Here is a 12,519-nt window from a genome sequence, read left to right on the forward strand (position 1 = left end):
GGTTCCAAGATGAAAATCACCAAGCTGACCACCTATATCGTCCCGCCGCGCTGGCTGTTTCTGAAGATCGAAACCGATGAAGGCATCGTCGGCTGGGGTGAACCGGTCGTCGAAGGCCGTGCGCTGACCGTCGAGGCCGCCGTCCACGAACTCGCCGATTACCTTATCGGGAAGGATCCCTTCCTAATCGAAGACCACTGGACGGTGATGTATCGCGGTGGTTTCTATCGCGGCGGCGCGATCCACATGTCAGCGATCTCGGGTATCGACCAGGCGCTCTGGGACATCAAGGGCAAGGCGCTCGGCCAGCCGATTCATTCGCTGCTTGGCGGCCAGGTGCGCGACCGCATCAAGGTCTATTCCTGGATCGGCGGCGACCGTCCCTCCGATGTCGCCCGCAACGCCAAGGATGTCGTCGCCCGCGGCTTCAAAGCCATCAAGCTCAATGGCTGCGAGGAAATGCAGATCGTCGATAGCAACGAGAAGATCGACAAGGCGGTCGAGACCATCGCCACGATCCGCGAGGCGATCGGCCCGCATATCGGCATCGGCGTCGATTTCCACGGCCGTGTGCACAAGCCCATGGCAAAAGTTCTCGCCAAGGAACTCGAGCCCTACAAGCTGATGTTCATCGAGGAGCCGGTTCTCTCCGAACACCGCGAAACCCTGAAGGAAATCGCCAACCATTGCTCGACGCCGATCGCGCTCGGCGAACGCCTCTATTCGCGCTGGGACTTCAAGTCGGTCCTGTCGGACGGCTATGTCGACATCATCCAGCCGGATCTGTCGCATGCCGGCGGCATTACCGAATGCCGCAAGATCGCCGCCATGGCCGAGGCCTATGATGTAGCGCTGGCGCCCCACTGCCCGCTCGGGCCGATCGCACTTGCTGCCTGCCTGCAGGTCGATGCCGTCTCCTATAATGCCTTCATTCAGGAGCAGAGCCTCGGCATCCACTACAACAAGGGCAATGACATTCTGGACTACATCTCCAACAAGGACGTCTTCCAATATGCCGACGGTTTCGTCTCCATTCCGCAAGGCGCCGGCCTCGGCGTCGAAGTGGACGAAGCCTATGTCATCGAGCGCGCCAAGCAAAGCCACCGCTGGCGCAATCCGATCTGGCGTCATGAAGACGGCAGCTTTGCCGAATGGTGAGAAGAGAGGGTCCTATGTCGAGGCGCCTAAGCAACAAACGCATCCTGATTACAGGCGCGGCCCAAGGAATTGGTCTTGCGATCGCAAATGCTTTTGTCCGCGAGGACGCGAGCATCTTTCTCATCGATCGCGATGAGACTCTGCTTTACCAAGAGGCTGCAAAGCTTAAGAACGAGGGATATCGCGTCGGCGCTCAAGCGGCTGATATCACCGACGCGAAAGCCATCGCCGCTGCCGTCTCCCAGGCGCAATCAGAGATCGGACGGATTAACGCGCTCGTCAACAACGCCGGCGTCAACGTCTTTGCCGAGCCGCTGGAGACCAGCGACGAGGAATGGAACCGCTGTTTCGATATCAATCTCAAGGGTGCGTGGAACTGCTCGAAAGCCGTGCTGCCCGGGCTGATCGAACAGGGCGGCGGCGTGATCCTGAATATTACCTCGACGCACTCCTTCACGATCATCCCGCATACGTTCCCATATCCGCTCGCCAAGCACGCGCTTCTTGGCATGACCAAGTCTCTTGGGCTCGAATATGCACCGAAGAACATCCGGGTTAACGCGCTTGCTCCTGGCTATGTCGCGACCCAGAAAGTCATCGACTATTGGGCCGGTTTTCCCGATCCGGAAGCGGCCAAAGCCGAGACTATGAAACTACATCCTGGCGGGCGAATTGCCGCGCCGGAGGAGATCGCCATGGCGGCCGTCTTCATGATCTCCGACGAGTGCCCGTTTATGAACGCTACCTGCCTAACCGTCGATGGCGGCTTGAGCGTTCAGCAGCATCCGGCCTGATTAACTGATTGCGCGTCCAATCTGCGGTTATCCCACGCGCTCGAGATTTCTGAGTCGGCTGAAGAATTGACTTTTCAATGTTTCTAAGTTAATCCATTAACTTATTGGCATTCCGGCATTCTTGAGGAGGGGTGACCGGTCCGGTAGCGGCTTGCCATATGCTAGGGAGGAGATAGCATGAAACTCGCTGAACGACTGATGGTCGGCGCATTCGGGCTCGCGCTCGCAAGTGTCGCAACGACTGTAAAGGCCGAGACTTTAAAAATCTATTGGAACGCTGGCCACGCCTATCCGGCCTACGCCGATGTCATAAAGCAGTTCGAGAAGGATCATCCGGGATGGAACGTCGAGTGGGGGCGGTTCCAATGGCCCGACCTGCGCACCAAGCTGGTGGCGGACCTTTCCGTGGGTAATGCACCGGATCTTGTCGCTGAACCGGGTGGTTGGGTTCCGGAATTTGCCCTTCAGGGAAAAATAACGCCACTCAACGATTATATCGCCAAGGACGGGAAGGCGATGGGCTATCCCGACGATTGGCAAGATTTTTCGGTCGCCCGAAATACGATCGACGGCAAATATTATGGCATCCAGCTGCATCTGACCTGCGCCACCCTCGTCTATAATACCGACCTCCTGAAGGCGGCAGGGATCGAGAAGCCGCCATCCAACTGGCAGGAATTTCGCGATGCGGCGATCGCTGTGACCAAGACGGGGCGCTTTGGTTTTGCGCCCAATCAGGTCGCCGCCTATTTCACGCCGTGGATCTATCAGAATGACGGCAAGTTCTACGACAGGGCATCGAATAAAGTTGCCTTCGATAGTCCGCAATCGGCCGAGGCGCTGCAGTTCGTTGCCGATCTGATCCACAAGGACAAGGCTGCGACCGCTCCGGTCGCCGGTGCCGACTACGAAGGGCCGCAAAAACTTTTCACCGCCGGCCGTGCCGCCATGATCCTGACCGGTCCCTGGGACGTCGGTCCGATCAAAACCGGCAATCCGAATCTTCACTGGGATGTTGCCCCGTCCCTGACGGAGAAGCGTCAGGCGACGATGTCCGGTGGCGTCAGTCTCTTCATTCCGAAAGATGCCAAGCATCCTGCCGAGGCATGGGATCTGTTGAAGCGTTTCGTCGCGCTTGACACCGAGCTTGCCGCTTCCATCCCCAACGGGATGACAATGCCGCGCAAATCCTGGGCTGCAGATCCGAAGGTCAAGGCAGATCCGGTGCTCGGCAAATTCAGCCAGTGCCTCCCGTATGCCGTCGATTACAGTGCCGATATTTCGCTTACCGGCAAAAACGCCAGCGTGCAGGACCTCTTTACGGCAGCCGTCCAGGACATCCTCTACAACAACAAGCCAGCGCAGGCCGTGCTGTCGGACTATGCCGCCAAGGCAAACGCGGAACTTCAAAAGAAGTGATCGAAACCAACGACGGAGTTCGTCGGCATGAAGTTCTTTGCAAGTCATAGCGGCCGTCAGGCAGCCTTTGCCTACATCGTTCTATCGCCGGCGATCCTCTATTTCGTCATCTATTTCTTCTACCCGATTGCGGTCGAACTCTGGGCCAGTTTCTATCGGGGACAGCCGCTGATCGGGGAGTCCCAGTTTGCCGGCTTCGACAATTATATACAGGCGCTCACGGACCAACGTGTCCGTGACGCATTCTTCAGAACCGCGATCTTTGCGACCTGTGGGACCATCTTCACTCTGTTACCTGCCTTAGGTCTGGCGGCGATCCTGAGTGGCCCCGTGAAGGCGGCCACGACAATCCGTGCGATCATCTTCTTTCCGTATATCATCTCTTTCGTCATCGTCGCGCTGATGTGGAAGAGCATTCTCGATCCCTATACCGGTATGCTCAATGCGGTCCTCGCCACCCTCGGCCTGCCTATGCAGAGCTGGTTGAGCACGCCCTCGACTGCATTGTCCGTCATCATCGGTATGACCGTCTGGAAGGACATCGGCTATGCGATGCTGATCTATATCGCCGCCATCCAGTCCATCCCCAAGGATCTCTATGAGGCGGCCGACGTCGACGGCGCGTCGCCACTGCAGAAGTTCGTACGTATTACGGTGCCGCTCCTTACTCCGACGACATTGTTTCTCGCCGTCATCAGCATGATTGCCCATCTGCAGGATCTGTCTGCTCCCTATCTTCTGACGGGAGGCGGACCGGCAGAGGCAACGCGTCTCTACGCGCTGCACGTCTACAATACCGCTTTCGTCGAGCTCAACATCGGCTATGCCTCGGCGCTTTCGTTCCTGATGCTGATCGTGATCCTGGTTGTGACTGCCCTCCAGTTCAAGTTTCTGAACCGGGAGATTACCTACTGATGACGCGTGTCGTGAACCGGCGGCCCCCCGCCATATCGATATTGACCTACTTGGTCCTCGGCGTGTTCGTCCTTCTCGCCCTGTTTCCGTTCTTCTACATGCTATCGCTATCGCTGCAGAGCGATGCCGACCTGTTCAGCGGTGTTCCAGTCATCATCCCCTCGCAGCTGCAGTTTTCCAACTACGTTACGATCTGGGACAAGGCGCCATTCGCCCGCTTCATCGTCAACAGCTTTGTGATCGCCGGCGGCATCACGTTTCTTCACCTGCTCTTCGATCCGCTCGTCGGCTATGTCTTTGCGAAGCTCGAATTTCCCGGCAAGCGCTTCATGTTCGCGTCCCTTCTGTCGACGCTGATGCTGCCTTTCTTCATCCGCATGATCCCGCTTTACATTCTGACGGCTGAGCTTGGCTGGCTCGATACCTATCAAGGGCTCATCATGCCGTTTGCGATGAGCGCCTATGGTATCTTCATGATGCGGCAGTTCATCCGCCCGATCCCGGTCGATCTTCTCGACGCGGCAAGGCTTGACGGGGCATCGGAATGGCGGATCTACCGCGCCATCGTCTTGCCGCAACTCGGGCCGCCGATGGCTACGCTCGGACTATTGACCTTCGTCTTCCAGTTTAACGAGTTTCTCTGGCCGCTGGTCGTCGTCAGCTCGGTCGAGATGCGGCCCATTACAACGGGCCTGACCCTGTTCAATTCGGAATTCTTCACCCAGTGGAACCTCACGGCGACGGGAGGGGTAATCCTGTTCGTTCCGAGCCTGCTGCTCTTCGTGTTCATGCAGCGCTTTTTCGTCCAGTCGGTGATGATGTCCGGCATGAAGTAGTCAAGATGAGGAATCCATGAAGAGCTCTCCGAACGTCATCGTCTTCTTCACCGATCAGCAGCGCTGGGATACTGTCGGCCTGCACGGTCACCCGTTGAAGCTGACGCCGAATTTCGACCGTCTGGCTCAAGGCGGCATGTTTGTACCGAATTCCTTTACCTGCCAGCCTGTCTGTGCTCCGGCGCGCTCCGCACTGCAGACCGGACTTTATCCCACCACTACCGGATGCTACCGCAACGATATTCCGCTGCCGAAGGAGCAGAAGACTCTGGCTCACCGGTTTGCCGAGGGCGGCTATGAGACGAGTTACATCGGCAAATGGCATTTGGCGTCGCAGGAGCCGGTGCCAGCGGATCAGCGTGGTGGTTATCAGCATTGGCTGGCCTCGAACATTCTCGAGTTCACCTCCTATGCCTATGATACGACGATGTTTGACGCGGCAGGCCAACCGGTCAAGCTGCCGGGATACCGCGTCGACGCACTGGCGGACGCCGCTATCCGTTACATCTCGCGGCCGCGGGAGAATCCCTATTTCTTATTTTTGTCCTTTATCGAGCCGCATCACCAGAACGAGTTCGACAATTATCCGGCACCGGTCGGCTACGAAGACCGGATCCGCAAGCAGATGCAACTGCCGATGGATCTCGCCGCGCTCGGCGGATCGTCCGATCAGCATTACCCCGGTTATATGGGAATGATCCAACGGCTCGACGAAGCACTCGGACGCCTCGTCGACGCCTTGATCAGTCTCAACCAGCTCGACAATACGATCATCCTCTTCACGTCCGATCACGGATGTCACTTCAAGACCCGCAACAGCGAATACAAGCGTTCCTGCCACGAGGCGTCGATCAGGGTGCCAACATTCTTTCACGGCCCCGGCTTCATGGGCCGTGGACCGCATGAAGGCCTGGTCAGCCTGATCGATCTGCCACCGACCTTGCTTGCGGCCGCCGGCCTTCCGGTTCCGCCAGAGATGCAGGGTCAGTCGATTCTGGGCAGGAAGGTCTCTGACGATGAGGCCGTCTTCATACAGATCAGCGAACACCATGTCGGGAGGGCGCTTCGCACGCGACGATGGAAATATGAGGTTGGGGCGCCTGAGCTCAGCGGCTGGGATGACAAGAACGCGTCGCGATACGTGGAAACACATCTCTATGATCTGGAGAATGATCCATACGAACTGGACAACCTGTGCCGGCATGGAGAATATGCTGATGTACGCGAGATCTTGCGAAGGGACCTGTCGCGTCGCATTGTCGAGGCCGGAGAGCCTCGACCTGAGATTGTTCCGATCTGAATGAGTACGCAAGCATGACTGATCGTTCCGCTCCTACTCGACATGAACGATCGGCGACCGTTGCGGATGTCGCGCGTCTCGCCAATGTCTCGACAGCTGCGGTCTCATTTTACTTCAGTGACCGGGCGGAACATTTGAAACGCGTCGGAGCGGAAGCGCGGGAACGCATCCGTGCTGCCGTCGATGTGCTGGGTTATGTACCAAACAAGACCGCCCGGCATCTGCGTCGCCTCAAAAGTGAGCGGCTCTGCATCATCCTTCCGAAGCTTGGCATTCCCTATGCCGATAAGATGATCCAGGATCTCGGTCGCGCTGCCGTCGCAAGTAGTCTGCTGCCGATCGTATCAACCGCCTCAAGCGTAGCTGAACTGCAGAAGGTGCTGGGTGAAGTTGAAGCCGGTCTGGCTGATGGTGTTGTCGCCGATGTCGGCTATCTCACCGAAGAGGAGGTCGAGGAGGTCTTCAGCGGACTTACCAGAAAATGTCTGGTCATCCACGCAACGGCCCGCCCATCGTCTTTCAGCGTGCTGAACAACGGCCTCGTATCCGCCCTCGAAGCGGCATTCGACGCGCTGCTCGCCAAGGGCCACAGGGATTTCACCTATATTCAGAACGCAGGTGCGGATGAAAACCCACGGCTCGTCGCTATGTTGAATAGTGCTGAACGCGCCGGTGTCTCCGTCAGCATCAAGGCGATGTTGGGAGCCGAAAGCCGGGCCGCGGCTGCAAGCTGTGCCCAGGACATTGCGAAGATGCGCAAACGTCCGACCGCCGTCCTGCTGGAATCCGACTTTACGGCCGTGACGGTTATCGAGGAATTCGCGCGGCTTGGCGTCAAGGTTCCGACCGACATTGCCGTCGTCGGCTGCGGCAATGCGGAGGAGGGCTACTATTGCCAGCCACGTCTTTCGACGATCGGCCCGGAATGGTTGCCGCTGGAGGAAGCCGGCCAATATCTCATCGACTGCCTCTTAACGAACGAGCCATCTTCACCGAAGCGTTTTTTCACACCGTGGCGCTTTATCCCGAGGGAGAGCTGCTGATCCGGCTGAGCGCCTGTGGGGAGTGCATCTCTTCCACCTCCAAATCCAGTTGGATAGCGGCAGAGATGTCGGAGTAGCCGCCAGGGGCCGACTAGTTTGGACGTGAGCAATGAGTGAATGCTGCTCGGCTGCCGGCCTGATCTGGTCGCGCCACGTCAGCCAGGACTGACACGAGCCGGCACCGCCGGAGAGGCGGGGCCTTCCGAAACATGGGCTTCGGAGCCGGTATCGAAGCCGCTTCCAGCCTTCTTGCGGATGCGGGGCCGACGTGTCTGGCCATCGATGATGGCAAGCGGCCGCGTCCCTTGAGGGCGCGGATTTACCTCTCTGACTTTCCATTTTGCGCCCTCCGTTCCGCCGTTGAGGACATCGCGGCACCCCCAATCTTGCCTGCGCCGCAGGCAGCACAGCAAAAATCGATTCCTCCGCGCGCGGCGGCCGCGTTGGCGAGGATTCCAACAGGAACAGAATGGTTGATCCTGCCGCTATCGATACTGTCGAATATCTTCATCGTGGTGACATTACCGCGCGTCGCTCTGAACTGACTGAAGGGATTAGGGTGCATTTCCAGGAAGAAGGGCGGCCATCCGTGGGGCGAGCTTGCTTGTCCTGCCCAGGAACACTTCTCACGCGAAAGGCGCTGGTGCTTGTGCCGCTGCACGTCTTACTTGCGTCTCGCCGCAAAATAACGCTTACATCATCGATGATGAAAATTAATTTCATCATTTCCGCTCTAACCCCATTTTTAGTTGACGGGCTTCGTTTTTTGTCCCAACTTGAAGAAAATAAATTACGAGTTGGGAACATTTTGGCATGAGAGTGGGAATCATTGGGCTAGGCTTCCGGCTCGGCTATCTTGGCCATGTTTTCAAAACTATCGACAACAGCTTCGAGATTGTCGGCTACTTCGATCCCGACCCTGCGGGACTTCCCGGACTGACGGAAAAAGGCATCCCCGTCGGCAAGGCTTATGACTCGCCGCAAGAGCTCCTCGCTTCAGAAAAGCTCGATCTCCTGATGATCGGCTCTCCCAACCACATGCATCTCGATCATATTCGCCTCGGTCTCGAGGCTGGCCTCAAGGTCTTCTGCGAAAAGCCGATCGTTACGACAATCGGCGAGAGCATCGAACTTGCTCACCTGATGGCGAAGTTCGGCCATGAGCGGCTGATGGTCGGTCTCGTGTTGCGCTACTCGCCGCTTTACAAGGATCTGCGCGCCATTCAGGCCGCAGGCAAGCTCGGCCATATCGTTTCCATCGAAGCCAGCGAACATATCGAGCCCTATCACGGCGCCTTCTTCATGCGAGACTGGCGCCGCTACGAGCGCTATTCTGGCAGTTTCATGCTGGAAAAGTGCTGCCACGACCTCGACCTTTATAATGGTGTCGTCGGCGCCCGCCCGGAACGCGTTGCAAGCTTCGGCGGCCGCAAGAGCTTTATCCCCGCCAACGACCCGACGCGCGAAGGTATCAACGATCTGGAGCTCTTCCACCGCAAGCCGAGCGGCTGGATGGGCTCGGACAAGGTATTCGACAGCGATGCCGACATTATCGATTATCAGGTGGCAATCGTTGAATACGCCAATGGCGTCGGCATGAATTTCCACACCAATCTGAATGTTCCAGACCAGTTCCGCCGCTTCGCCATCATGGGCTCGCGTGGAATGGCCGAAGGCGATTTCGTCCGCGGCTATCTCGACGTCCACGAACAACTGACCGGCAACAAGATCGTCGAGAACAAATATGCCGCGACCGAGCTGTCGCAGCACTATGGCGCCGACGAGCAGATGGCAGCCGATATTCTGCAAAGCGTGCGCACGGGGTCGGAACTTCCGGTTTCCACGCTCAACGCATTGGAGGCAGGCATCCTGGCGCTCGCGATGGACGAAGCTCGCATGAAAAAGGCCGTAATCGACCTTCGTCCCATCTGGGACCGGTTCGACGAGGCGCTTCACTCAAGAGCGGCCTGAGGAGACCGGCAAGATGAGTGCCCAGAAGAGTGCCGTCATCTTCGCCTGCATCCTTCTCCTTCCAGCTGTCCTTTACGTGGCCGCGATCGTCGCCTATCCGCTCGTCGATACGTTCATCCTGTCGTTTACGGATGCATCGCTGCGCAAGGTGACGAACTGGGTCGGCTGGGCCAATTACGAGAAGATCTTCAACGCCACCTTCGTGCAAGTCATCGCCCGAACCTTCATCTGGACCTTCTTTTCGGTCGCCCTGAAGATGATCATCGGCACGTTCGGCGCCGCAATGCTGAATGCCGCCGTGCCGGGGCGGTCGCTGTTTCGGCTGCTGACCATGCCGCCATGGATCGTGCCGATGGCCATCGGCATCTTTATGTGGGGCTGGATGTATAATGGCCAATTCGGAATGATCTCCGGATTGCTGCAGCGTTTCGGCCTCGTCGATGGTCCGGTCGCCTTCCTCGCCTATGACAGCACCGCCTTCTGGGCGACGATCGTCACCGACGTCTGGATCGGCGTGCCGCTGGTGACGATCTATTTCCTCGCCGCGATCCAGTCGATCCCAAAGGACCTCTACGAAGCCGCATGGACCGACGGTGCCGGCCGCTGGTACCGGTTTCGCCGCATCACGCTGCCGCTGATGGTTCCGGCGATCATCACGATGTCGATGCTGTCGCTGATTGCGACCTTCAATTCTTTCGACATCATCTGGATCCTGACGCAAGGTGGTCCAAGCGGCGAAACGACGACGATGATCATCGACACCTATCATACGGCGATCGGTTCGAAGAAATATGGCGAAGGGGCAGCGCGCGCGGTGCTGATCTGCATCTTCCTGTCGCTCTTCTGCTTCGCTTATTTCCGCGTCACCCGCCGCCTCAACCCGGAGAAGCGCGCATGAGCAGCCGTCCCATGATCGATCGCTACCGCTGGTGGGAAATCATCCTCATCTATTGCGGCATAGCGCTCTTCCTGTTCTTCGTGCTGTCGCCCTTTGTCGAAGGCTTCCTGGTGTCGCTAAAGCCGCTCGCCCAGCTCTTTTCCTCGCCCTATCGTTTCTGGCCGGAAAACGGCTCGTTCGAAGCCTACCGGACCATGTGGATCAGCGTGCCAGGTTTCGGGCGCTACATCTTCAACTCCTTCTTCATCTCGATCATCGTCACGGTAATCGTGCTCTGCCTCGTCATTCCGGCGGCCTATGCCTTCGCGAAATTCGAGTTCAAGGGCATGGGCATCCTGCTCGGCGCCTTCCTTACGGTGAACATGTTTTCCGGCGCCGTTCTGCTCATCCCGCTCTTCCGGCTGATGCGCAGCATGGGCGTGCTGAATACCTATCTCGCCATGATCGTCCCGGGCGTCGCTTTCCTGATCCCCTCGGCGATCTGGCTGCTGCGTACCTATATGATCCGCATCCCACAGGAACTCAACGAAGCCGCTTACATGGACGGCGCCAGCCATTTCTATACGCTGCGCCGCGTCATTCTGCCCATTGCGATGCCGGGGATTATCGTCGTCGCGATCACCACCTTCATCGGCGCCTATGCGCAGCAGTTCATCTTCGCGCTGACCTTCAACTCGAAGACCGAATACATGCCCCTGCCGGTGGGACTCTTCGCTTACTTCGGCAAGCAGGAGGTCATCTGGAACGAACTGATGGCGGCCTCCTTCGTCGGCATCGCGCCGGCGATGATCGTCATCTTCTTCCTTCAGCGCTATCTCGTCGGCGGGCTGACCGCCGGTGCGGTGAAACAATAAGACCAACAATAAGAGTGAACAGCTAACACAGAGAATGGGAGTAACGACGTGAGCATTACCATCAAGACAGGCCTTATGGCGCTCGCCCTGCTTGGTTCGACAGCGTTGACTGCGGTCACGGCCCAGGCAGCCGACAAGGAAATCAGCTGGATCTATTGCGGCGACACGATCGACCCGATCCACACGAAATACATCAAGGAATGGGAATCCAAGAACGCCGGCTGGAAGATCGCGCCGGAGGTCGTCGGCTGGGCCCAGTGCCAGGACAAGGCGACGACGCTGGCTGCCGCCGGCACGCCGGTCGCCATGGCCTATGTCGGCTCGCGCACGCTGAAGGAATTCGCGCAGAACGACCTCATCGTTCCCGTTCCGATGACGGACGACGAAAAGAAGGGCTACTATCCGCACATCGTCGACACGGTGACCTTCGAGGGCAACCAGTGGGGCGTTCCGATCGCTTTCTCCACCAAGGCGCTTTACTGGAACAAGGATCTCTTCAAGCAGGCCGGCCTCGACCCGGAGACGCCGCCGAAGACCTGGGATGAAGAAATCCAGATGGCAAAGACCATCAAGGAAAAGACCGGCATTCCGGGCTTCGGTCTTTCTGCCAAGACCTTCGACAACACGATGCACCAGTTCATGCATTGGGTTTACACCAATAACGGCGCCGTAACCGACGCTGAAGGCAAGATCACGCTCGACAGCCCGCAGATCCTTGCTGCGTTGAAGGCATACAAGGATATTTCGGCCTATGCCGAGGAAGGCCCGACCGCCTATGAACAAAACGAGGTCCGCGCCATTTTCCTTGATGGCAAGGTTGCGATGATTCAGGCAGGCTCCGGTGCTGCCTATCGTCTGAAGGATACGAAGATCAACTGGGGCGTCGCCACACTGCCGCTCGGTCCGGATGCCAAGGGTGCGGGCACGCTGCTGATCACTGACAGCCTTGCGATCTTCAAGGGCTCGGGCGTCGAGGACAAGGCGATCGAATTCGCCAAGTACATCACCTCGCCAGACATCCAGGGTGAATACGAACTGCAGGGGGGCGCAGGCCTCACCCCGCTGCGTCCGTCCAAAAAGGTCGACGAATTCGTCGCCAAGGATCCTTTCTGGAAGCCGTTCATCGAGGGCATCAGCTATGGTGGTCCTGAGCCGCTCTTCACCGACTACAAGGGTTTTCAAAACTCGATGATCGAGATGATCCAGTCCGTGGTCACCGGCAAGGCCGAGCCCGAAGCCGCGCTGAAGAAAGCTGCCGGCGAGATCGAAGCCTTCAAATAAATCGATCCTGAGGATCGCAGGTTCACGATCTGCGGTCCTCACCGACCAAA

General features: G+C 58.0%; 12 protein-coding genes. All 12 read left to right on the top strand.

All coding sequences use genetic code 11. The features are described from left to right. The first annotated feature begins 9 nt into the window (after window positions 1-9). The 12 genes from dgoD (at window position 10) to FHX08_RS17925 (ending at window position 12,469) form a co-directional block, all read left to right on the top strand. A complete protein-coding gene (gene dgoD, locus FHX08_RS17870) occupies window positions 10-1,158 on the top strand; it encodes a galactonate dehydratase (protein WP_132654639.1) in 1,149 nt (382 codons plus the stop codon). A 14-nt stretch (window positions 1,159-1,172) separates the two neighbouring features. Next, the gene (locus FHX08_RS17875; RefSeq protein WP_132654641.1) at window positions 1,173-1,952 is read left to right on the top strand and encodes an SDR family oxidoreductase; all 780 of its coding nucleotides are present in this window, start codon (window positions 1,173-1,175) and stop codon (window positions 1,950-1,952) included. Between the two features lie 177 nt (window positions 1,953-2,129). Beyond that, window positions 2,130-3,371 carry a sugar ABC transporter substrate-binding protein gene (locus FHX08_RS17880; protein WP_184327419.1) on the top strand — a complete coding sequence of 414 codons (1,242 nt, stop codon included), beginning with the start codon at window positions 2,130-2,132 and terminating at the stop codon, window positions 3,369-3,371. A 27-nt stretch (window positions 3,372-3,398) separates the two neighbouring features. After that, entirely contained in the window at window positions 3,399-4,286 is an 888-nt protein-coding gene (locus FHX08_RS17885) for a carbohydrate ABC transporter permease (protein ID WP_184327420.1), read from the top strand. Continuing rightward, window positions 4,286-5,122: a carbohydrate ABC transporter permease gene (locus tag FHX08_RS17890; RefSeq protein WP_132654647.1), complete on the top strand. Its 837-nt coding sequence runs from the start codon at window positions 4,286-4,288 to the stop codon at window positions 5,120-5,122. The genes FHX08_RS17885 and FHX08_RS17890 overlap by 1 nt, the downstream gene beginning before the upstream one ends. A gap of 16 nt (window positions 5,123-5,138) precedes the next feature. Further along, window positions 5,139-6,422: a sulfatase-like hydrolase/transferase gene (locus FHX08_RS17895; RefSeq protein WP_184327421.1), complete on the top strand. Its 1,284-nt coding sequence runs from the start codon at window positions 5,139-5,141 to the stop codon at window positions 6,420-6,422. A gap of 14 nt (window positions 6,423-6,436) precedes the next feature. Further along, entirely contained in the window at window positions 6,437-7,465 is a 1,029-nt protein-coding gene (locus FHX08_RS17900; RefSeq protein ID WP_132654651.1) for a LacI family DNA-binding transcriptional regulator, read from the top strand. A 469-nt stretch (window positions 7,466-7,934) separates the two neighbouring features. Next, window positions 7,935-8,282 (top strand): hypothetical protein, encoded by a 348-nt coding sequence (locus FHX08_RS17905; protein ID WP_184327422.1) that lies wholly within the window; start codon window positions 7,935-7,937, stop codon window positions 8,280-8,282. Beyond that, a complete protein-coding gene (locus tag FHX08_RS17910; protein ID WP_184327423.1) occupies window positions 8,279-9,436 on the top strand; it encodes a Gfo/Idh/MocA family protein in 1,158 nt (385 codons plus the stop codon). Before FHX08_RS17905 ends, FHX08_RS17910 begins: the two co-directional genes overlap by 4 nt. Before the next feature lie 13 nt (window positions 9,437-9,449). Beyond that, window positions 9,450-10,334, top strand: coding sequence for a carbohydrate ABC transporter permease (locus FHX08_RS17915; RefSeq protein WP_184327424.1), 885 nt, complete (start codon window positions 9,450-9,452; stop codon window positions 10,332-10,334). Beyond that, window positions 10,331-11,188 (top strand): carbohydrate ABC transporter permease, encoded by an 858-nt coding sequence (locus FHX08_RS17920; RefSeq protein ID WP_184327425.1) that lies wholly within the window; start codon window positions 10,331-10,333, stop codon window positions 11,186-11,188. Before FHX08_RS17915 ends, FHX08_RS17920 begins: the two co-directional genes overlap by 4 nt. A 75-nt stretch (window positions 11,189-11,263) precedes the next feature. After that, the gene (locus FHX08_RS17925; protein WP_184327598.1) at window positions 11,264-12,469 is read left to right on the top strand and encodes an extracellular solute-binding protein; all 1,206 of its coding nucleotides are present in this window, start codon (window positions 11,264-11,266) and stop codon (window positions 12,467-12,469) included. Window positions 12,470-12,519 lie beyond the last annotated feature (50 nt).

It is taken from the genome of Rhizobium sp. BK529, assembly GCF_014194105.1.
Lineage (GTDB): Bacteria > Pseudomonadota > Alphaproteobacteria > Rhizobiales > Rhizobiaceae > Rhizobium.

Bases quoted from the DNA above. Each gene is read 5' to 3' on its own strand.
- dgoD (WP_132654639.1), top strand. From the start codon at position 10: ATGAAAATCACCAAGCTGACCACCTATATCGTCCCGCCGCGCTGGCTG.
- FHX08_RS17875 (WP_132654641.1), top strand. From the start codon at position 1,173: ATGTCGAGGCGCCTAAGCAACAAACGCATCCTGATTACAGGCGCGGCC.
- FHX08_RS17880 (WP_184327419.1), top strand. From the start codon at position 2,130: ATGAAACTCGCTGAACGACTGATGGTCGGCGCATTCGGGCTCGCGCTC.
- FHX08_RS17885 (WP_184327420.1), top strand. From the start codon at position 3,399: ATGAAGTTCTTTGCAAGTCATAGCGGCCGTCAGGCAGCCTTTGCCTAC.
- FHX08_RS17890 (WP_132654647.1), top strand. From the start codon at position 4,286: ATGACGCGTGTCGTGAACCGGCGGCCCCCCGCCATATCGATATTGACC.
- FHX08_RS17895 (WP_184327421.1), top strand. From the start codon at position 5,139: ATGAAGAGCTCTCCGAACGTCATCGTCTTCTTCACCGATCAGCAGCGC.
- FHX08_RS17900 (WP_132654651.1), top strand. From the start codon at position 6,437: ATGACTGATCGTTCCGCTCCTACTCGACATGAACGATCGGCGACCGTT.
- FHX08_RS17905 (WP_184327422.1), top strand. From the start codon at position 7,935: ATGGTTGATCCTGCCGCTATCGATACTGTCGAATATCTTCATCGTGGT.
- FHX08_RS17910 (WP_184327423.1), top strand. From the start codon at position 8,279: ATGAGAGTGGGAATCATTGGGCTAGGCTTCCGGCTCGGCTATCTTGGC.
- FHX08_RS17915 (WP_184327424.1), top strand. From the start codon at position 9,450: ATGAGTGCCCAGAAGAGTGCCGTCATCTTCGCCTGCATCCTTCTCCTT.
- FHX08_RS17920 (WP_184327425.1), top strand. From the start codon at position 10,331: ATGAGCAGCCGTCCCATGATCGATCGCTACCGCTGGTGGGAAATCATC.
- FHX08_RS17925 (WP_184327598.1), top strand. From the start codon at position 11,264: ATGGCGCTCGCCCTGCTTGGTTCGACAGCGTTGACTGCGGTCACGGCC.